The 20,234-nt window shown below is 62.4% G+C and carries 19 protein-coding genes; 7 read left to right on the top strand and 12 right to left on the bottom strand.

Annotated features, from left to right (window positions below; all coding sequences use genetic code 11):
• Positions 1 to 76: 76 nt before the first annotated feature.
• Positions 77 to 388, top strand: coding sequence for a TFIIB-type zinc ribbon-containing protein (locus LDZ23_RS07150; RefSeq protein ID WP_008349612.1), 312 nt, complete (start codon positions 77 to 79; stop codon positions 386 to 388).
• A 60-nt stretch (positions 389 to 448) separates the two neighbouring features.
• Positions 449 to 955, top strand: a complete 507-nt coding sequence (locus tag LDZ23_RS07145; RefSeq protein ID WP_244808088.1) for a CBS domain-containing protein — start codon at positions 449 to 451, stop codon at positions 953 to 955.
• Positions 956 to 959: 4 nt separating this feature from the next.
• Here the strand turns inward: LDZ23_RS07145 and LDZ23_RS07140 are convergent, their stop codons facing one another.
• From LDZ23_RS07140 to LDZ23_RS07120, 5 genes are all read right to left on the bottom strand, one after another.
• Positions 960 to 2,345: a glycosyltransferase family 9 protein gene (locus tag LDZ23_RS07140; RefSeq protein WP_244808087.1), complete on the bottom strand. Its 1,386-nt coding sequence runs from the start codon at positions 2,343 to 2,345 to the stop codon at positions 960 to 962.
• Positions 2,346 to 2,706: 361 nt separating this feature from the next.
• Positions 2,707 to 4,143 (bottom strand): ISNCY family transposase, encoded by a 1,437-nt coding sequence (locus tag LDZ23_RS07135; RefSeq protein WP_425306897.1) that lies wholly within the window; start codon positions 4,141 to 4,143, stop codon positions 2,707 to 2,709.
• A gap of 176 nt (positions 4,144 to 4,319) precedes the next feature.
• Positions 4,320 to 5,624 (bottom strand): RNA polymerase sigma factor, encoded by a 1,305-nt coding sequence (locus tag LDZ23_RS07130; protein ID WP_008349617.1) that lies wholly within the window; start codon positions 5,622 to 5,624, stop codon positions 4,320 to 4,322.
• A complete protein-coding gene (locus LDZ23_RS07125) occupies positions 5,621 to 6,019 on the bottom strand; it encodes a VOC family protein (protein WP_008349619.1) in 399 nt (132 codons plus the stop codon). Before LDZ23_RS07125 ends, LDZ23_RS07130 begins: the two co-directional genes overlap by 4 nt.
• Positions 6,020 to 6,096: 77 nt before the next feature.
• Positions 6,097 to 6,450, bottom strand: a complete 354-nt coding sequence (locus LDZ23_RS07120) for a YciI family protein (RefSeq protein WP_008349620.1) — start codon at positions 6,448 to 6,450, stop codon at positions 6,097 to 6,099.
• A 276-nt stretch (positions 6,451 to 6,726) separates the two neighbouring features.
• Between LDZ23_RS07120 and LDZ23_RS07115 the strand changes: the two genes are divergently transcribed.
• Positions 6,727 to 7,125, top strand: coding sequence for a DUF2917 domain-containing protein (locus LDZ23_RS07115; protein ID WP_008349622.1), 399 nt, complete (start codon positions 6,727 to 6,729; stop codon positions 7,123 to 7,125).
• Positions 7,126 to 7,143: 18 nt separating this feature from the next.
• On the opposite strand, the gene LDZ23_RS07110 is transcribed toward LDZ23_RS07115, so the two are convergent.
• Both LDZ23_RS07110 and LDZ23_RS07105 read right to left on the bottom strand, forming a co-directional pair.
• Entirely contained in the window at positions 7,144 to 8,802 is a 1,659-nt protein-coding gene (locus LDZ23_RS07110) for a tannase/feruloyl esterase family alpha/beta hydrolase (protein WP_008349624.1), read from the bottom strand.
• Positions 8,803 to 8,915: 113 nt separating this feature from the next.
• Complete coding sequence (locus LDZ23_RS07105) at positions 8,916 to 9,776, bottom strand: LysR family transcriptional regulator (RefSeq protein ID WP_008349626.1); 861 nt, start codon at positions 9,774 to 9,776, stop codon at positions 8,916 to 8,918.
• A 153-nt stretch (positions 9,777 to 9,929) separates the two neighbouring features.
• Here LDZ23_RS07105 and LDZ23_RS07100 point away from each other — a divergent pair, with 153 nt between their 5' ends.
• Both LDZ23_RS07100 and LDZ23_RS07095 read left to right on the top strand, forming a co-directional pair.
• On the top strand, positions 9,930 to 11,321 hold the full coding sequence (locus LDZ23_RS07100) for a DHA2 family efflux MFS transporter permease subunit (protein WP_008349628.1): 1,392 nt from the start codon (positions 9,930 to 9,932) through the stop codon (positions 11,319 to 11,321).
• A gap of 40 nt (positions 11,322 to 11,361) precedes the next feature.
• Positions 11,362 to 12,357 carry an aldo/keto reductase gene (locus LDZ23_RS07095; RefSeq protein WP_008349630.1) on the top strand — a complete coding sequence of 332 codons (996 nt, stop codon included), beginning with the start codon at positions 11,362 to 11,364 and terminating at the stop codon, positions 12,355 to 12,357.
• A 4-nt stretch (positions 12,358 to 12,361) separates the two neighbouring features.
• On the opposite strand, the gene rarD is transcribed toward LDZ23_RS07095, so the two are convergent.
• Positions 12,362 to 13,237 carry an EamA family transporter RarD gene (rarD, locus tag LDZ23_RS07090; protein WP_008349632.1) on the bottom strand — a complete coding sequence of 292 codons (876 nt, stop codon included), beginning with the start codon at positions 13,235 to 13,237 and terminating at the stop codon, positions 12,362 to 12,364.
• A gap of 244 nt (positions 13,238 to 13,481) precedes the next feature.
• On the opposite strand from rarD, the gene LDZ23_RS07085 reads away from it, so the two are divergent.
• Both LDZ23_RS07085 and LDZ23_RS07080 read left to right on the top strand, forming a co-directional pair.
• Positions 13,482 to 14,543, top strand: coding sequence for an AI-2E family transporter (locus LDZ23_RS07085; RefSeq protein WP_008349635.1), 1,062 nt, complete (start codon positions 13,482 to 13,484; stop codon positions 14,541 to 14,543).
• A 120-nt stretch (positions 14,544 to 14,663) separates the two neighbouring features.
• Complete coding sequence (locus tag LDZ23_RS07080) at positions 14,664 to 15,893, top strand: hypothetical protein (protein ID WP_144403608.1); 1,230 nt, start codon at positions 14,664 to 14,666, stop codon at positions 15,891 to 15,893.
• A 59-nt stretch (positions 15,894 to 15,952) separates the two neighbouring features.
• Here LDZ23_RS07080 and LDZ23_RS07075 read toward each other — a convergent pair whose 3' ends face one another.
• From LDZ23_RS07075 to LDZ23_RS07060, 4 genes are all read right to left on the bottom strand, one after another.
• Complete coding sequence (locus tag LDZ23_RS07075; protein WP_033535930.1) at positions 15,953 to 16,393, bottom strand: lysozyme inhibitor LprI family protein; 441 nt, start codon at positions 16,391 to 16,393, stop codon at positions 15,953 to 15,955.
• Between the two features lie 14 nt (positions 16,394 to 16,407).
• Entirely contained in the window at positions 16,408 to 17,118 is a 711-nt protein-coding gene (locus tag LDZ23_RS07070; RefSeq protein WP_034473394.1) for a LysM peptidoglycan-binding domain-containing protein, read from the bottom strand.
• Positions 17,119 to 17,288: 170 nt separating this feature from the next.
• On the bottom strand, positions 17,289 to 18,953 hold the full coding sequence (locus LDZ23_RS07065; protein ID WP_008349642.1) for a SpoVR family protein: 1,665 nt from the start codon (positions 18,951 to 18,953) through the stop codon (positions 17,289 to 17,291).
• Positions 18,950 to 20,215, bottom strand: coding sequence for a YeaH/YhbH family protein (locus tag LDZ23_RS07060; RefSeq protein ID WP_008349643.1), 1,266 nt, complete (start codon positions 20,213 to 20,215; stop codon positions 18,950 to 18,952). Before LDZ23_RS07060 ends, LDZ23_RS07065 begins: the two co-directional genes overlap by 4 nt.
• Positions 20,216 to 20,234 lie beyond the last annotated feature (19 nt).

Genomic DNA, 20,234 nt, shown 5'->3' with positions numbered 1-20,234 from the left:
CTCAAAATCTCCTATTTTTCGACGCGTACCATTCCGCTAGATTGTTTTCATTGAAAGCAATCAGAAAGGAACCGACATGAAATGCCCGGTATGTCCCGCGACCGAACTACTGATGACCGTGCGCGAGGGCATCGAAATCGACTATTGCCCGCACTGTCGCGGCGTGTGGCTCGACCGCGGCGAGCTCGATCAGATCATCCGGCGCGCGGCGCAGGCGTCGCTCGCGGAGGCGCAAGCGTCCGGGCGCGACGAATGGGACGAGCGCGGACACGATCGCGAGCGCCGCACGCATCGGCAGGACGGTTACCACTACGGCGATTCGCGCGGCAAGCGCGAACATGCGCGGCGCAAAAAATCCTTTCTCGGCGATCTGTTCGACTTCGACTGATCGGCGAGCGTCACGCGCATCGGCAGTAATTCGGCGGCAAAACAGCAAGGAGAACGGCAAATGTCAACGGTGAAGCAAGTCCTGAAGGCAAAGCGCGACACGACGGTTCACACCATCGACGCGGAGGCGAGCGTGTACGAAGCGATCGCGCTGATGTCGCGGGCGGAAGTGGGCGCGCTCGTCGTCGTGGTGGGCGACGCGGTGTGCGGCATCGTCACCGAACGCGACTATGCGCGCAAGGTGATCCTGCAGGACAAAGTCTCGCGGACGACCACCGTATGCGAGATCATGACCGCGCCGGTGATGTCGGTCAGCCTCAGAACGAGCGCCGACGAATGCATGACGCTAATTACGCGGCAGCGGATTCGCCATCTGCCGGTGATCGAGGGCGGCCGGCTCGTCGGGATGATTTCGATCGGCGATATGGTGCGGCATCTGATCGAGGAGCAGCAGTTCGCCATCGACCAGCTCGAAAGCTATGTGCGCGGCCCGCGCCACGATGCACCGACGTGCGCGCTCACGCGGCGTAGCGAGATTCCGCAGACACTCGCACTGCGTATCGTGTAGCGCGTCAGCGCGCTTGCGCCGTCAGAAGCGCCTGCAGGTTGCGCACGACATCGTTCCAGTCGCCGAGGCCGCGGGCGCGAACCAGGCGCATCGAGGCATACCAGGGCGTGACATGCGGATCGCGCTCGTAACGCCATTCCGCGACCTGATTGAGAAACAAGTAGCACGGCTTGCCGAGCGCCCCCGCGATGTGCGACAGCGCGCCATCATTGCCGACGAACGCATCGAGCCTGTCGATGATGCTCACGCTTTGCGTCAGCGTGACGTCGGAGGCGAGGGTGGTGAAGCGGTCGAGGTCATTCGAACGCGGGGCGTTCAGCCAGCGCTTGCGCTCGAAGCCGCGCTGCATGACGACCCAGTGGATGTCGGGCGTGCTGTCGAAAAGCGGGACGAGATCAGGCAGGGCGAGGCTGCGGCTGGCGAAATTGTTCGCCGATTCGCACGACGACCAGAAAATGCCGACGCAGCGCCGGCCCTGCGCGCGCTGGCGGATCTCATCGACGATTGCATCGGCGGCGCAGGGATCGGCGGGCTCGATATAGCGTGCCGACGACGCATAACCGAGCACCGGGAAAAGCGCGGTAAAGAGCGCGAAAGGATCGGTCCACAGCGCGCCGTCCGTTGCGACGGCGAAGCCGGCCGCGCGCATGGCTTCGGCGTCTCGGGCGGATTCGGCATCGGGCATCGCGAAGCGATAGTTCCGGTCCGAGCCGTCGGCGTAGGCGATCTGCACGCCCAGCGCCTGAAGCGCGCCGGCGTAGCGCACCCAGTTCACTTGATCGCCGTGGCCCGACGCGATCGACGTCATCGTCAGATGCGCCGGCAGGACCCGCTGTCCGCACCAGTAATGCTCGATATCGACATCGGGAAACAGCACGCGGCGCGCTTCGTGCGATGACCAATAGCGATGCAACAGTTCGACGCCGCTCGCGATGCCGTTCAGGCGCATCGCGCTGCGTCCCTGATGATGTCCGAGCACATAGGCGGAATGTTCGTCGACGTCTTGCGCGCTCAGTTCCAGAACCCGGTCGTCGCAGCCGAGATAATGCCAGCCGTAGACGCGCCACAGGAATGCGAAGATCGGTGCGACATCGGGCTTGCATCCCACGTACTCGATCATGCTGAGCGCGACTTCCTTCAATCCGAGATGCGCGCACGCGTCGCACAGGCTGTGAAGCTGGAAGCCGAAGGTGTTCGATCGGCGCGTGAGCTCGCAGCCGATATCGACGGCGCGCAGAAATTCGCCCCCTCGCAGATGCGCGAGCGCGCGCGCGTGCAGGTACTCCGAGGTGTGTCCGTCGGCGGCGAAGCGACCATCGAGAAAACGGAAACATGCCTCGATTTCGCCTGCATACAGGCTGGAATGGAACTGTTGGTAACTGTCGATCATGGGAGCTTGCCGAGTCAGGTGGCGGCATTATTGCGTGCGCCGAAGCGTCGGGCGCGCAGGCGGCAAGCCTTTTCACAAAAATTTCGGATTCTTGATTAATGCGTTGATAATCCGACAATTTTTGAAAAATAGCGGCGCGTCAGGTTCGATTATAGGTGGCGTGCCGGCGGGGAAACTCGCTCGAGTCGGTCCCGGCGCGATGACCAAAACACGACATTCCAATTTGGCGTAACATCAAATGTCAAAGCAAAATTGAAATGTCGTACCACCGGCTAAATACAGATGTCGTATCTATCCAAGGATTTTGCTCTCACGCAGTGTTGAAGAAAGCGGGTTGAACGGGCAGGGCGCGGGTGCGCATTCAAGGTGCCTTGCCCGACCGATGAGCCGTTGTTGTCCCGCTTGCGTGTGCTGCGGTGTGCTGTTGGCTCAACTGGCCGATCATCTGTTCGAGATCGTCGCGCGTGAACTCGCGCTGCTTCTTGGTGCCGGGTGCGCGTTCGGGCGAACGCACCTCGATGCCCCGATTCGTGCGCGAGGGCGATCCCGAGGCTCGCCGGTCATCGCGCTGTGCCTGCATCCTCTGCGCAAGCTCCAGCGCGTGACTCAGGCGCTTGTGCTCGACAATCGCGCCTTGATCCACCTCCGTGAGCCGATCGTATTCCCGGTAAGGCAACACGCGGCCCGCCGCCCGAAGCGCCACGCGTCCATCGGGGTACTCCCAGACCTCGATATAGCGGTGAATCAGCGCGCGGTTCTCATCGGTGTCGTCGAGCAGATACAGCACGCGATCGTACTGCACCGTGAGCGTCTTGGTGACGCGTCGTTGCTCACGCCACGTCAGCACTTCGTCCAGCTTCTCATCGTCGCGCAACGGTCGGTGTGCATCGAACGCGCGGCGCGCCGGCTTCGCAAAACGCGCGTTGTAATCGGCCATGAAGCGCGGCGCGTAGGCATTCGCTTCGGCGACTGTGCTGATGCCGCGCAAGCGCAACTCCTTGACCAGCCGGTCCTGCAAGGTCAGGTGCGCGCGTTCCACGCGGCCCTTGGCAGGACTCGAATTGGCGCACAGCGTGTCGATATTGAGCTCAAACATCGCCCGGCCAAAGTGCGTGACGCTGCGCCCGGTCTTGTGCGCCACCACGCTGCGAAACACGCTGGCGCGGTCGCTGTAGAACGCTATCGGCTTGCCATGGCGCTCGAGATACGCCCGCGTGGCCTCAAAGTAGCTGAAGGTCGACTCGGTTTGCGTGAAATGCAGCTGCATCAGCCGGCTGGTGGCATCGTCCACATACACCAGCAGCGTGCACTGCGGGGCGCGTTCCTCGAACCAGCGATGCTCGCAGCCGTCGATCTGGATCAGCTCGCCCAGGCACGAACGCCGCGCGCGCGGCTGATACACCTTGGGCGGACGCTGCCGGCGCGGCACCCACAAGCCGGCCTCGATCATCAGATGCCGCACGGTTTCCTTCGATAGCGTCAATCCGTGACATTCACGCAGCTTCTCACAGGCGAGCGTCGGGCCGAAGTCGGCATAGCGCTCGTGGATCAACGCCAACGCGCGGCAGATCGTATCATCGGGCAACTGGTGATTGCTTGGGCGGTGGCGGCGCTTCGAAATCAGCCCCGCGTCACCCTCGGCTCGATAGCGATTGGCCAGGCGCTCGACCTGCCGCCGACTCATGCCCAGCCTCTCGGCGGCACGCCAGGTCATCAGCCGTCCATCGACGACGGCTTCGACGACCTTCAGCCGATCGACTTCGCGCATGGTCATGGTGATCGTCTCGATCTCGCTCATGGCTGGCCTCCGCAGCGTGCGAAAACCAGTCCAGCTTGCCCTCGAAATACCTGCGGTGCGACATCTGTACTTTGCTCAAGTACGACATTACAACTTTGCCGTGACATCAAAAACGCCGATAATTTGTCTTATGTTAAATCAATGACGCGATCGGACGAAGCCCATCTCTCACGGTCTCATCCCATCTCGCCAGCCCGCTCCAGCAGAAACGCGCGTTCCCGCCCGTTCTTCGTCAGCGAAGCCGCGCGCTCGAATTCCGCGCGCGCCTCGTTCTTGCGCCCGAGCTTCGCCAGCAGATCCGCCCGCACGCTCGGCAGCCAGTGATAGCTCTTGAGCGCGGGTGCGTCGGCGAGCGTGTCGACGATCGGCAGCGCGGCTTCCGGCCCGTACGCCATGCTCACGGCGACCGCGCGATTCAGTTCGACGACAGGCGTCGGCGCAGTCTGCATCAGCGCGTCGTAGAGCGCGACGATCATCGGCCAGTCGGTGTCGGCGGCGCTCGGCGCGCGCGCATGGCACGCCGCGAGCGCCGCCTGCAACGCATACACGCCGCGCGCACCGCCCAGCGCTTCGGATCGCTCCAGCGCGGCAAGCCCGCGCCGGATCAGAAGCGGATCCCAGCGGCTGCGGTCCTGACCGGGCAACAGCACCGGACGGCCTTCCCGGTCGACGCGCGCCTTGGTCCGCGACGCCTGAATCTCCATCAGCGCGACGAGCCCGTGAACCTCGCTCTCATCCGGCGTCAGCTCCGCGAGGATGCGCCCGAGCCTGAGCGCGTCTTCGCACAACGCCGGTCGCATCCAGTCGTCGCCGGCGGTCGCCGAATAGCCTTCGTTGAAAATCAGATAGATGACTTCGAGCACCGATCCGAGCCGCGCGGCGCGCGCATCGGCTTTCGGTACCTCGAACGGCACGCGGGCGGCCGACAGCGTGCGCTTCGCGCGCACGATACGTTGCGCGATCGTCGGCTCCGGCACGAGAAACGCACGCGCGATTTCATCCGTCGTGAGTCCGCCGATCAGGCGCAGTGTCAGCGCGGCGCGGGCATCGACGGACAGCACCGGATGACACGCCGTGAAGATGAGCCGCAGCAGATCGTCGCCGATGTCGTCCTCGCGCGCGGCATCGAGCGCATCGACGAAATCGGGCGTGATATGCGCTTCCCGCGCGTCGAGATCGCGTCCGTATTCTTCGTGCTTGCGCGCGTGCAGCGCGTGTTGCCGCAGACGGTCGAGCGCCTTGTTCTTCGCTGTCGTCATGAGCCACGCTCCCGGCTTCTCGGGCACGCCCACGCCCGGTTGGCTCCAGTGTTCCAGCGCGGCGACGAACGCGTCCTGCGCCAGTTCCTCGGCAAGCGCGACGTCGCGCACGACGCGCGCCACGCTCGCGATCACCTTCGCGGACTCGATGCGCCACACCGCGTCGATGGCGCGCCGGGCGGCATCGTCCGGCGTGCTGTCCCGTTTCGCGCGCCCGCTCACGCCGCTTCCGGATCCATGTGCACGAGCTCCCAGATATGGCCGTCGAGATCTTCGAATCCGTGGCCGTACATGAAGCCGTGATCCTGCGGCGCGCGCGGCGCACGTCCGCCCGCGGCGATGGCTTTCGCAACCAGATCGTCGACTTCCGCCCTGCTCTCGCACGACAGGCACACGAGCGCTTCGGTGCTCGCGTGGGCATCGACGATCGGTTTTTTGGTGAAAGTCTGGAAGAACGTTTCGACGAGCAGCATCGCGTAAATGTTTTCGCCGATGACGAGGCACGCGGCGTCGTCATTCGTGAACGCCGGATCGAAGCTCAGGCCCAGTGCCTTGAAAAACGTCATCGAACGCTTGAGATCGCGAACGGGAAGGTTCACGAAAATTTGTTTGTGCATGGCGGCGGTCTCCGGGTTGATCGCTGTTTTCAATACCACGACGAACGGCGCGCAGGAAAATCGACACGAAGCGCGTGTCAGGTATAGCAAGGGCCGACTTTTCGGACTTCGACGGTGCACCATTTCGCTGCCGGACATTCGGCCGCGATCGCGACCGCTTCGGCGCGCGTTTCGCAATCGATCAGAAAAAAGCCGCCAATCATCTCCTTAGCTTCGGCGAACGGTCCGTCGATGACGCGCGCATCGCCCTTCGTTGCGCTGACGCGCGCCGCATCCCTGAGCGATGTCAGCGATTCGACCGCGCGCAGCACGCCGCGCGCCTTCAGTCCTTCCGCGAATTCGCCCATCTGGCGATACGCCTCGCGCCCCTCTTCTTCCGTGCGCTGGCCACGCTGTTCGACCGGTTCCACGACGAGTAGCAGATAAGCCACGACGAGCCTCCGAATGTTTTTTGATGCGTTCAAGTCTATCTCGATATTGACAAACACGAACATGCCCATCGATACTGCGACACATGCACGCAGCCATCCTTTTCTCCATCGCCGCGATTAAAAACCGCATGAACGCCATCCGTGGCGGGTCATCGGGACAGCGTGTGCGCTAGCAGAAAAGCAAGCAGACAGATTCCGAAGGCCCCGCCGCAAGACGGGGCCTTCTTGTTTTTGCGTGCAAGGTTCCGTCTTCGGCTCACATCATGGAGAGCAGAGATGGAAGAGGTATCGCAAGTTTTCGCGCGTCATGGCGTCGGCCACGGCGTCGCTTCCGGGCGCCTTGCTGCATCGGGCGCGCGCGTCGTGGTCTTTGTCGAAGTGCATCCGCATCAGATGGTGTCGTGGCGGCTCACGCGCGACGCCGAACTGCGCATCGGCGATGCGGCGGCGCCGTCGATCTGGCTGACGCGTCATCGCGATCCGTACGATTACTGGATGAAGCCCGGCGATGTCGTGCGTCTCGCGCGCGGCGAGCGTGTGTGGCTCACGTCCGAGAGCGATCAGCCGATCGAGGTGTCGCTCACGTCGTATCGCGTCGCGAAGCGCGGACTCGTGTCCCGCTGGCTGGCGAGATACTGGCCGCGCATGTCGGACCGGCACGCCAACGCATTCTGACGATGCCGATGCCGATGCTCACGGCTCGACGCAACGGAAGCTCGCCGCGACGTTGATGCTGCCCTTGCCCATATAGCGCGGATAGTTCGGATAACGGCACATCGGCCGCGTGCGTCCGTTGGTGGCGGGCGCGATGTCGCTGCCAATGAGCGTCTCCGGCGCGATGCCGTTGCTCACCCAGTCGTCGAGCGCGCCGAGCTCGTCCCACGCGGGGATGAACACGCCGTTGCCGTGCTGGAATCCCGGCACCATGTAGAGCCGCATGAACGCATCGACGCTGTCCTTTCCGTAACGATCGACGAGCCCGCGATAAAACGCGATCGTCTGATTCGGGCTGATGACTTCGTCGGCGAGGCCGTGCATCGCGATCAGCTTGCCGCCATGCGCGATGAACGCGGTGAAATCCGGGTTCATCGCGCCGACGGTGTACGCGAGCGTGACGAGGCGCTGCTTGAAGCGCCCGGGCGTGTCGACGTCGAACGTGAGCGAGCTGAACGCGAGATCGCGCGTGACGAAGTGGCGGATATAGGCATCGCCTTGGGCGAACAGATAGCCGTTCGCGGCGAACGTCGGCGGATTGAGCAGCGTCGGCGAATCGCCGAGGCCGAGCGCGCCGGAGAAGTCCACGCCCTGAAACACGTTGTAGCCCGGATAGGCGCTGACGTCATACGCGAGCGGATACGGCAAGGTGACGCCGTCGCGCAGGGTCTCGAGCGTGTCGATCTGCGCGTCCGACAGACAACTGTCGCGCAAGGAAGGCCGCTGTCCGTTCTCGCAACGCAGCGACGCGATGATCTGCGGCTCCAGTTTCCTGCACGCCTCGACATTGCTGACGATCCCGTCCGCCGCGCCGTCGAGCCGGTCGCAATCGTGCACGACGGTCTCGAAGACGCGCCGCTGCTGCGCAAGGCCGACGAAGCCGCCCGGCTTCGCATACGACGCCTGGCCGACCTTCACGCCCATCAGCCGCACGCCGGAAAAGTTGATGGCGGGCGCGTTGGCGATGACGCCGTCGTAGTCGTTCGGAAACCGCTCGATCACCGTGAAGCCCTCGCGGCCGCCGGTCGAGCCGCCCGCGAAATAGGTCTTTTCGGGCGCCCGCCCGTAGCCCATCTGGATCAGCGCGAGCGCGACGTCGCGGGTTTTCTTCAGATGGCCGAAGCCGAAGTTCACGATGGCTTCGTCGTTGCCGGCGAAGTCCGCGCGCCCCGAATTGCCGACGTGGCCCGAATCGGAGCCGAAGGTCGCGTAGCCGCGCGCGAGCGGCGTCGAATCGGGGGCGAAGGACATCGGCTCGGTGCCGGAAACGATGGTGCCGTTGTAGCCGCCGCCGCCCATCTGCAGGGCGCGGCCGTTCCAGCGGCTCGGCAGATTCACTTCGAAGCGGATATCGGGCGTCGTGTCCTGCAGCGCCCTGATGAAGCCGGTAATGCGGCAGTATTCGCCGTTGCGGTTGCCGAGCGCCGCCGCCTTCACGACCGATGCCGAAACGATCGCCGCGCCGCGCGTCGGCAAGCCGATGATCGACGCGGGCACGGTTTTCCCTTCGAGATCGGCGCAGTGTTTCGTCAGATAGGTCGCCGCGTGGGCGTTCGAGCACGCGGCGAACGCGATCGCCGCGAGAAGCGCACGGATGCCGGGCAAACCGGAAGTGAAGAAAAGGAAGAACCGAAACACGTCTTTTAAGGTGGCTACTTCAAACGCCGCACAATATATAAGAACAGTTTGCAGATAGCCATTCGGGTCTGCCGGTCGTTGCAGGGCCGCGTCCGGTGCCCTGCCCGCGCATGTCATTCGCCGTCCCATTCGCCGCGCAGATCGCTATTTTCCAGAAGCTGTAGCAAGGTTTCGGCCGGACGGCTCAGATGTTTGGCGCCGAACGCGATGAATTCCACTTCGGGCAATTCGGGCAAGTCGGCGCGATTCACCGGCGGCGCGAGTCCGCGCGCCGCCAGGAAATGCGAGCGCACCGTCAGCCCGAGACCGCCGCGCGCCGCGGCGATGCAGCCCGCGTGGCTGCTGCTCGTGCAGACCATCTGCCAGCTTGCGCCGGACATCGCGAGCGAATCGAGCACGACGCCGCGCGTGACGCTCGGCTCCGAGACCAGAATGAGCGGCAGCGGCTCTTTCGTATCGACGACCGTTCCCGGCTTCGCGAGCCATTCGAGCCGGCCGGAAAAAAGCCGCATGCCGCGCGCATCGCCCAGACGCCGCTTGCCGACCGCGAGATCGAGCTCGCCCGCATCGACCATCTGATAGAGCCGTCCCGTCATGCCGATCGTAATCTCCAGCTCGACATCGGGATGCGTGTCGCGAAAGGCCGCGAGCACGCTCGGCAGCGGCCCGAGCGCGATATCGTCCGATGAGCCGAGCCGCACGCGTCCGCGCAGCCGCGGCGAGCTGAACTGCGACTGCGCGTGCGCCATCGCTTCCAGAATCACGCGGGCGTGGACCAGCATCGCTTCGCCGTCGGCGGTGAGCGCGAGCGAATGCGTATCGCGCACGAAAAGCCGCCGCCCGACGCTCTCCTCCAGGCGACGAATATGCTCGGACACGCTCGACTGCCGCAGCCCGAGCTGGCGCCCGGCGTCGGTGAAGCTGTGCGACGCGGCCACCGTCGCGAATGTCGTCAGCCAGACTGGATTGAGCATGCGATATTGTTATCGGATATTCCGATGACAGTCAATGCGGCTAGCGGTCTTCCCGATGACGTGCGGAGTAATTAAGATTTCACATATCGCGCAAACGACCTTGCTTTCAAAAGGCTTTCGTGGGCGCGCGGCCCTCCGCAACTCCGCTTCCACATGACCAAAGGTTCCTCCCACACGGCACTGCTCTGGATCGTCGCCGTGGGCTTTTTCATGCAGGCGCTCGACACGACGATCGTCAACACGGCGCTGCCTTCCATCGCGCGCAGTCTGAACGCCGCGCCGCTCGCGATGCAGTCGATCGTCGTCGCCTACACGCTCACGATGGCGCTGCTCACACCCGCATCGGGCTGGCTCGCCGACCGCTTCGGCACGCGCCGCGTCTATCAGGTGTCCATTTCGCTGTTCGTGATCGGCTCGCTCGCCTGCGCGAACGCGCACTCGGTGAACCAACTGGTGCTCGCGCGCGTGCTGCAGGGCGTCGGCGGCTCGATGCTGCTGCCGATCGGGCGTCTCGCCATATTGCGCGCCGTGTCGGGCGAAGCCTACGTTTCCGCGCTCGCGATGATCTCCGTCGCCGGCCAGGTCGGCCCGATTCTCGGCCCGACGCTTGGCGGCTGGTTCGTCGAGTCGTTCTCGTGGCACTGGATCTTCCTGATCAACGTGCCGATCGGCGCGGTCGGCCTGTATGCGGTGCAGCGCTTCCTGCCGAACGACACGGTGCATGACGCCCCGCCCTTCGACTTCGTCGGCTGCGGCTTGCTCTCGATGTGCATGGTGTCGTTCTCGCTCGCGCTCGATTGCCCGGTCGAGACGCATCGCGGCGCGGTATCGGCGGCGCTGTTCGCGCTCGCGGCCGTGTCGACGTTCGCCTATGTTCCGTACGCGCGCAAGAAGCGCAATCCGCTCTTTCAGCTCGCGCTCTTTCGCGAGCCGAACTTCAGCGTCGGGCTGATCGGCAATCTGCTATGCCGGATCGGATCGAGCGCCGTGCCGTTTCTGCTGCCGCTTCTGATGCAGCTCGAACTCGGCTACAGCCCGCTGCATTCGGGTCTGATGATGCTGCCGATCGCCGTCGCCGGCACGATCAGCAAGCGCTGGATCGCGCAGCTCGTGAAGCGTTACGGCTACGACATGTTCCTGCTCGTGAACACGGCGCTCGTGGGCGCGTCGATCGTCGCGTTCGCGCTGTTTTCGCCGACGCTGCCGCTCGCCGTCGAAATCGCGATTCTCGCCGTGTTCGGCGCGTGCAACTCGATGCAGTTCGCCGCGATGAACAGCGTCACGTTGAAAGGCCTGTCGAGCAAGGACGCGGGCAGCGGCAACAGCCTCTTCTCGATGGTGCAGATGCTCGCGATCGGTTTGGGCGTGTCGATCGGCGGCTCGCTCGTGCAGCTCTTCGAGGGGTCGTTCTCGACTGCGACCGGCTTCAAGCTGAGTTTCGTGTGCATGGGCGTCGTCACGTTGCTGTCGGGTGTCGTGTTCCGCTATCTCGATGACGCGCCGGGCCGCTCCGCGCCTGCCGCAGCGGGCAAGCGCGCGGCATAGCAAGTATTCTGTCCGTCCAACCGATCTTTGGAGCGCAACCGTGCAATACCGCAAATTCGGCAATACCGGTCTCACCGTTTCGCGTCTCACCCTCGGCACGATGACCTTCGGCCTGCAGACCGAGGAAGACGTGTCGCGCAGCATCATGGACCGGGCGGCGGACGCGGGCGTCAATTTCATCGACACGGCGAACGTCTATCCGCTCGGCAGCGGGCACGATCTCGCGGGCCGCACCGAGGAAATCGTCGGCCGCTGGCTGAAAGGCCGTCGCGACCATTACATTCTCGCGACCAAGGCCGTGCATGAAATGGGGCCGCTCGCGTGGCACAAGGGCGCATCGCGCAAGCATCTGCTCGACGCGATCGATGCATCGCTCAAACGGCTCGATACCGATTACGTCGATCTCTATCAGCTTCACAACGACGATCACGACACGCCGCTCGACGAGATGCTCGAAGCGCTCGATACCATCGTGCGGCAAGGCAAGGCGCGCTATATCGGCGTGTCGAATTTTCTGGCGTACCGGCTGGCGCGCGCGCTCGGCCGCTCGGATGTGCTGCGCGCCGCGCGTTTCGTCTCCGTGCAGCCGCGCTACAACCTGCTCTTTCGCCAGATCGAGCGCGAATTGCTGCCGCTCGCGACCGAGGAAGGACTCGCCGTCATTCCCTACAACCCGCTCGCCGGCGGACTGCTGACGGGCAAGCACCGCTACGACGCCGCCCCGAGCGACGGACGCTTCACCGGCGCGGTCGGCAAGGCAGGCGCGATGTATACGCAGCGCTACTGGCACGAGCGCGAATTTCACACCATCGAAGCGATCAACGGAATCGTTGCGCCGACCGGACGCTCGCTCGCGAGCACGGCGCTCGCGTGGGTGCTGGCGAATCCGGCGGTGACGTCGGCGATCATCGGCGCGAGCCGGCCCGATCAGCTGAACGAGACGCTCGCGGCCGTCGATCAGCCGATCGATCCCGACATCAAGGCGAAGCTCGATGAAGCGACAGTCGAATACCGCTTCGGCGACGCGTTGCGCTGATCGTTCAGACGCGGGCCGCGCGGGCGCGAACCACGCCTTCGAGCGAGTAGATCGCGAGCGCGGTCCAGATGGCGCCATAGCCGATCACCTGATCGTGCCCGAAGAACTCGTGATAGATCACGACGCCGATCAGCAATTGCAGCGACGGCGTGATGTACTGGATGAGCCCGAGCATCGATAGCGGAATGCGCCGCGCGCCTGCCGCGAACAGCAGCAGCGGCACCGCGGTCACGGGCCCCGCCGCCGCAAGCAGCAGTTTCACGCTGAGCGAGGCATGTTCGAAGCCGCTGCCGCCGTGCGAATTCAGAAAAAAGAGATACAGCAGCGCAACGGGACACAACAGCATCGTTTCGAGCGTGAGTCCTTCGAGCGCGCCGAGCGATGCGGTCTTGCGCAACAGCCCGTAGCCGCCGAAGGTCAGCGCGAGCGCGAGACTGATCCACGGCGGCGCGCCGTTCACCCACGTCAGCCACGCGACGCCTGCCGCGGCGATCGTCACCGCGAGCCACTGCACCGGCCGCAGCCGCTCGTGCAGGAACGCCATCCCGAACAGCACGTTGACGAGCGGGTTGATGAAGTAGCCGAGACTCGCCTCGACGATGCGCCCGTCGTTCACCGCCCAGATATAGATGCCCCAGTTCGCCGACAGCAGCACGGCGCTCGCGGCGAAACGCGCAAGCAGACGCTTGTCGCGCAGGACGGGGCCGAGCCACTTCCATTGACGCCGCACGGTCATGACGATCAGCAGGAATGCCATCGACCACGCCATGCGATGCGCGAGCATCTCGACCGCGCCGATCGAATGCAAGGCCTTGAAGTAAATCGGAAAAAGGCCCCAGATGGCAAAGGCCGCGAATGCGTAGACGACGCCTGGATTCATTGTTCGATGCGTTGAGCGGATAAACGCCGCGTACGAACGATCGGCTCGTTCGCGCGCCTGCTCGCCGTGTTCCCGGAAAGCGATCCGCAAGGATTGGAAGCCGGATTTTAGTCGACGCGAGCGGTTCGGCTCCAGCAGTGACCGAACAATCGGCCGGTTCGCGGCGAACCCTTGGACGAATTCTTGCTCGAACCCTAGCGCGAACGCCCCGCTCTTCGCCCTTTTGTTTGTTTCCTGGCCGCTAATGAATAACCACAACGTCAATCAGAAGTTCTTCCATATCCTGCTGTGCGTCGTGACGCTCGCGCTCGCCTGGGTGCTGCTGCCGTTTTTTGGCGCCATCTTCTGGGGTGCGATTCTCGCGATCCTGTTTCAGCCGATGCAGCGTTACCTCGCCGCGCGCTTCGGCAAGCGTCGAAACCTCGCCGCGCTGACGACGCTGGCCGCCGCGATTCTCATCGTCATCATTCCGCTCGCGATCGTCGCGGTGACGCTCGTGCAGGAAATCGCCCTCGTCTACGCGCGGATCAAGAGCGGCGAGCTGAATTTCGGGCTTTACTTCCAGCATGTGCTGCACGCGTTGCCGGCGTCGGTGCAGCAACTGCTCGGCCGTTATGGACTCGACGACATTCCCGGCGTGCAGCGCAAGCTGATGGAAGGCGCGTCGCAGATCAGCCAGTTCGCCGCGACGCAGGCGCTGTCGATCGGGCAGAACACGTTCCAGTTCGTGGTGAGCTTCGGCGTGATGCTTTATCTGGTGTTTTTTCTACTGCGCGATGGCGGCGAAATCGGACGGCGCATCCGGCGCGCGATTCCGCTCGATCCCGAGCCGAAGCAGCATCTGATCGCGAAGTTCACGACCGTGGTGCGCGCGACGGTCAAGGGGAACATCGCGGTTGCGGCCGTGCAGGGTCTTCTCGGCGGGCTGATTTTCTGGATTCTCGGCATCGGCGGTTCGCTTTTGTGGGGCGTGCTGATGGCGTTTTTGTCGCTGCTGCCCGCGGTCGGCGCGGCAATCGTGTGGGCGCCCGCCGCGCTCTACTTTTTCATGACGGGGCAAATCGTCAAGGGGCTGATTCTGGTCGCGTTCTGCGTCGTGGTGATCGGGCTCGTCGATAACGTACTGCGACCGATTCTCGTCGGCAAGGATACGAAAATGCCGGACTGGGTCGTGCTTATTTCGACGCTCGGCGGGATGGCGCTTTTCGGCATCAACGGGTTCGTGATCGGGCCGCTCGTCGCGGCGCTGTTCATGGCGAGCTGGGATTTGTTTTCGCAGGATGGGGTGAGCGGCCGGGGCGAGTGACGCGCGTTGGTCTGCCTGGTGTCGTGGCCTGCTCGTCTGTAACGAATCATCAAGAAGATGTGTCTTGGCGTGCAGGCTGTCTGTATGTGGTGGTTTCGAACCACCATCCGGCAGTACCGCATGACAACCGATCCCAGACTCGCAAAACTCCGAGCAACGGCAACTGGCTTTTTACTTTGCGCGGTGCTCGCCGGTTGCAACGGCAGGCACGACGACATGCCCGCCGCGGCCGACGACGTTCCGGTGCTTTCGGTTCCCCTCAAGCGTGACGGCCACTGGCTCCTCGAGGCGCGCAGCGCGGACGGCAAATCAGTGCGGGTCCTTCTGGATACAGGTGCGACCCTGAACGTACTCGATAGGCGCGGTCGGCTGGCCGCCGTCCCGATGACGCCGGCCGCCGAAGCGGTTTTCCTCAGGAACGGCCTGCTATCGGAGCCCGTTGGCGACCGCGCCGTCACGAGCGGAACGGCGAGCGACACGATGCGCATGGAGCTTGGCACGAGTCCGGCGATCCGTCTCGACGGCTGGTCGATCCCGGCGGGCGGACCGGTGCTCATCGGTGATATGGCGCGCCTTTCTTCCGTCTATGAGAGGCCTTTCGACGGCATCATCGGGATGGAGTCGATGCGCAATCTGACATGGCGAGCCGATTATGTTGCCGGGCGCCTCTCCGCGTATGCCGGCGAAGCACCTGCGCACGCATGGCAGCAGTGCGCGTTCATGACGCTGGATGCCGCGCAGCGAACGCCGCTCATCGAACTGCGTCTCAGGGACGAACCTTTGCCGTTCCTGCTCGTTACGGGCGACAACGGGGATGTCGCGCTGCCACAGGAAACGTTCGATGCGATCGCGGAAGCGCAATGGTTCGAGCGCATCAATACGACCTTTTCCTACGATGCGACCGATCGATTCACGCCGAATCAGCAGGGTTTGATCGCCGGATTCGCCATCGGTCAGAAGGCGCTACCGAAACTCACGGTGCTGGCAGGCTCACCAACGCCTCGTATCGGCCAGGGCTTGCTGGAAAAGATGGACCGCTTCGAAATGGATTTCCGTCACTACCGGTTCTGCTTCGATCTTCCCGATACGCCCAAAGACAGCACGCCCTCGATCATCGGCGCTGGCCTGCAGCGCGCTGGCGATCGCTACAGGGTCGCCGCACTCGCACCGGACGGCAGATTGGCCGCAAGCGGCATCGAGATTGGCGATCGGGTCGTCATGGTTGAGCGGACGTCGGTTGCGACGCTTAAGTTCGTCCGTCTGCTCGAACTGTTGAACGCGGCCGCGACCGGCGAGGTGACTATCGAACGAGGGAAACGCACGCTGGTTATCAAGTTGAGGGCGATCTGAATTGCGGCGCGTAGTGGTGGTCTCGCAGCATTGGCGCGCTGCCATGCCACGTACCCCGGTTACTTCGAAGGTAGTTCCGACGCTGCGCTGCGCAGTTGTTCTGCGCGTCTGCTGTTGAGTTCTGCGATGCACGCGAGTCGCCTGATCTCGTGAGAATTCCCTGCGGCCCCACCATTGAGTGACGCTGAGAATTTGCATTGAGCCTCACGATACTGAGTGAACGACTTATTCGACGTTGAGAGACTCGCTCGGGCCGCGCGGCTGAATCTGTCGTCTTCATCCCACTGCGCGAGCGCGCTGATAGCATTCTGTTCGGCCTGTTTCAAATCGCGTTCGCTCTGATTTGCTTTTTCCTCCAGGCACGCGCGCACGTGCACCTGCGAAAAGTGGAGTGAACTGCATTGTGCGCGTAGTTCCTTTTCGCTCAACACTGAATTTGCATGACCGAAAAATGGAAAGCAGGCTATTAGACTCACGCCGACGCGCCTTAACGTACTCATGGCCTTCTCATTCTTCATCGCGCAATAATGGTCCAGACGTAGTCGAATTTTTTTGCGTACTCGCTGTCCCCACCGCCGTTATAGCGATTCGCAATCATGGCTGAGTTTATCGGTCGCCAGCCAGTGATGACTTGTCCGATCGATGCCTTTCGGCACTTTAAGATTTGACCCGAGCGCAGGATATTCGCTGCCGGATTCAGGCTTTTGAGCACATCGACCGTACTCCCCTGCGCCTTTGCGATCTTTTCGAGGCTATCGCCACCCTTGACGGTTACATCGAACGTTCTGGAATCGCCGTCCAGCACACTTCGGTACTCGAATCTTGCCGAACGCATGAGCAGATAACCCACTCCCGCCCGAATGTTATGAAGGGGGTCTGCTCTGACCGACGCGACCGTGAGGCGGGACTTCCATGCTGGCGGCAGAATCAAGTCTCCACCTTCCTTGGCAGAGAGCAGCGCTGACAGCCCCGGATCTCCTGCTACACCTATTTGCATCGGCTTCTTTTTCCATTCGGAACTGTTGGCGCCGGATTCGACCCATGTCATTGCCTTGATGATCCGCCAATCGAGCGGTCGATATCCCGCGTTTCCGATCAGGTGATGATTGAATTCGCTGACCGCCAGCTGAACTTCATTGTCCCAACTGTTCCATCTATCATCCCCAACCGCTGCACTTATTCCGTCGCGCCATTTATCAAAACTGGGTGCTGAATTGTCCGCCATGGTTCGATCCTCCTGCGGACAATTCTCAGTCATGTAGCGCAGATTGTTTAGACGAATCCTCTTAATTCGTGGCTGACTGCGATCCATGCGAAGCGACGCGTCTGAGCAAAAAAAAACGCGCCGTCCTTTCAAGACGGCGCGCGTTGTTCAGATAACTGTCGGAGGTAGTGTCAGCGCGTACTCGGCGCCGTATACCGGCATTCGAACCGCTTCCTCACCGTTCCGTTTTCATCGACGCTTTCCAGATAAACGTCGAATTGCCACAAGCGCGCCATGTGCTTGAGCACTTCGTCGCTATCGTTCGCGAGATGGCGGTTATCCGTCATGAAATGCCGCAGCGTCAGGCTGCGATCCCCACGCGTGTTCACCGAATAAACCTGAATGTTCGGCTCCCGATGATGAATATCGTATTGCCGCGACAGCGCCTGACGCACGTAACGATATCCGCTGTCGTCATGAATGGCCGACACTTCCAGCGCATCGCGCATATCGTCATCGAGAATCGAGAACAGACGCATTTCCCGGATCAGATGCGGCGACAGATACTGCGCGATAAAGCTCTCGTCCTTGAAGTTGCGCATCGCATAATGCAGCGATTCCAGCCAGTCGCTTCCCGCGAGTTCCGGGAACCATTCGCGATCCTCGTCCGTCGGGTTTTCGCAGATGCGGCGAATGTCGCTCATCATCGAAAAGCCGAGCGCGTACGGATTGATGCCGCTGTAATACGGCTTCGTCACCGGCGGCTGATACACCACATTCGAATGCGAATGCAGAAACTCCATCATGAAGCTGTCTTCGAGACGGCCTTCGTTATAGAGCGTGTTCAGCAATGTGTAATGCCAGAACGTGGCCCAGCCTTCGTTCATGACTTGCGTCTGCCGCTGCGGATAAAAATATTGCCCGATCTTGCGCACGATGCGGATCACTTCCCGCTCCCACGGCTCAAGCAACGGCGCATTCTTCTCCGCGAAATACAGCAGATTCTCCTGCGGCTCCGGCGGATACCGGCTCTCGGTTTCCTCGGGCGACGGCTCCTTGCCCTTGGGCAGCGTGCGCCACAGTTCGTTGACCTGCGATTGCAGATACGCTTCGCGCTCGCGGCGCATCGCCGCTTCCTTCGCCAGCGACAGTTTCTGCGGCCGCTTATAGCGATCGACGCCGTAATTCATCAGCGCGTGGCACGAATCGAGCAGTTCCTCGACGCGATCCAGCCCGTAACGCTCCTCGCACTCCGCGATGTAATTCTTCGCATAGACGAGGTAATCGATGATCGCGTGCGCGTCCGTCCACAGGCGGAAAAGATAATTGCCCTTGAAAAAGGAGTTGTGCCCGTACGCGGCGTGCGCAATCACGAGTGCCTGCATCGTCATGGTGTTCTCTTCCATGAGATACGCGATGCAGGGATTCGAGTTGATAACGATCTCATACGCGAGCCCCATCTGCCCGCGCCGATAGCCTTTCTCGGTCGCAAGAAAGTGCTTGCCGAACGACCAGTGGCGATAATTCACCGGCATGCCGACGGACGCATACGCATCCATCATCTGCTCGGAGCTGATGATTTCCAGTTGGATCGGATAGGTGTCGAGACCATAACGGTTCGCGACGCGCGATATCTCGGCGTCGTACTCCTCGATCAGTTCGACGCTCCAGTCCGACGGGCACGGCAGCGGTCGCCGCTTCTCCGATACATTCATTCTGCCTTCCTCGTGCGCGCCGTCTGCTTTCGCGGACGCCTTGCGTTGCCTGGCCTCTGATTCGAGCTGGGAATCCACACGATCGTCCGTGCCTTCCAGCTGATACCCACGCGTCTCGTTGTGCAAATGCCGCGTCGTCATGCGGCCGCCTGCTGCTTTTCGAACAGCTCGCGGAACACCGGATAGATGTCCGCCGCCGAATCGACTTTCTTCATGGCGAGTTCAGGCGCGCCCATCGCAAGCTGAGCATACTCCAACCAGAGATTCTGCTCCTCCGGCGCAACTTGAATATAGGCAAAATACCGGACCTTCGGCAGGATGTCTTCCGCGAGCAGCTTGCGGCACTTGGGCGAGTCGTCCGTCCAGTTGTCGCCGTCCGATGCCTGCGCGCCGTAAATGTTCCATTCAGTCGGCGAATAACGCTCGTCCATGATCTTCTTCATGAGTTCGAGCGCGCTCGACACAACCGTGCCGCCGCTTTCCGTCGAATGGAAGAACGTGTCTTCGTCCACTTCTTCCGCGCGCGTATGGTGCCGGATGAACACGACTTCGATCTTCTCGTAGTTCCGCTGCAGGAACAGATACAAAAGGATGAAGAAGCGCTTGGACAAATCCTTGCGTTGCTCGTCCATCGAACCGGAGACGTCCATCAGGCAGAACATCACGGCCTTGCTCGACGGCGTCGGCTGCTTCACGCGATTGATATAGCGCAGGTCGAACGGATCGATGAACGGAATGCGCGTGATCCGGCCCTGCATGATGACAATATCCGCTTCGAGCCGGGCGATGTCTTCGGGATCGCCGTTCTCTTCCTTCAGTTGTTCGAGCTGGCGCTCCATCTCACGCAGTTGCGATGCAAGCGGCCAGCCGAGCGCGATGCGCCGTCCAAGCGCGGAGCGCAGCGATCTCACCACGTCGATATTGTTGGGCGTGCCTTCCGCCGCCCAGCCCGCGCGCACGTTCTTCCACGTCGGCACGGCGAGCAGTTGCGTCTTGACGAGGCGCGGCAGTTCGAGATCGTCGAAGAAGTACTGCATGAACTCTTCGCGCGAGAGCTCGAAAACGAAGTCGTCCTGCCCTTCGCCTTCGTTGCTCGCGCTCTTGCCGCCGCCGCCCGCGCCGCCCGGCGGGCGCGGAATCTTGTCACCGCGAATGTAATCCGCATTGCCCGGATGAACGTACTCGCGCTTGCCGCCCGGTCCGTGACGGAACGAGGGCTCGGAGATGTCCTTCTTGGGAATGGTGATGCTCTGAGTGCTTTGAATGTCTTTGATGCTGCGATCGCGCACCGCGTCGGAAACGGCGCGGCGAATGTAACTCTTGACGCGTCGCAGGAAGCGCTCGCGATTGGCGATGCTCTTGTTCTTGCCGGCTAACCTGCGGTCGATGATTTGGTGCAGCACATCCAGTCTCCCGCGTTAT

Source organism: Caballeronia zhejiangensis, assembly GCF_022879815.1.
In the GTDB taxonomy this organism is placed as follows: domain Bacteria; phylum Pseudomonadota; class Gammaproteobacteria; order Burkholderiales; family Burkholderiaceae; genus Caballeronia; species Caballeronia zhejiangensis.
Note: the sequence above shows the minus strand (reverse complement) of the source record. Positions and strands in the feature narration are given on the sequence as shown.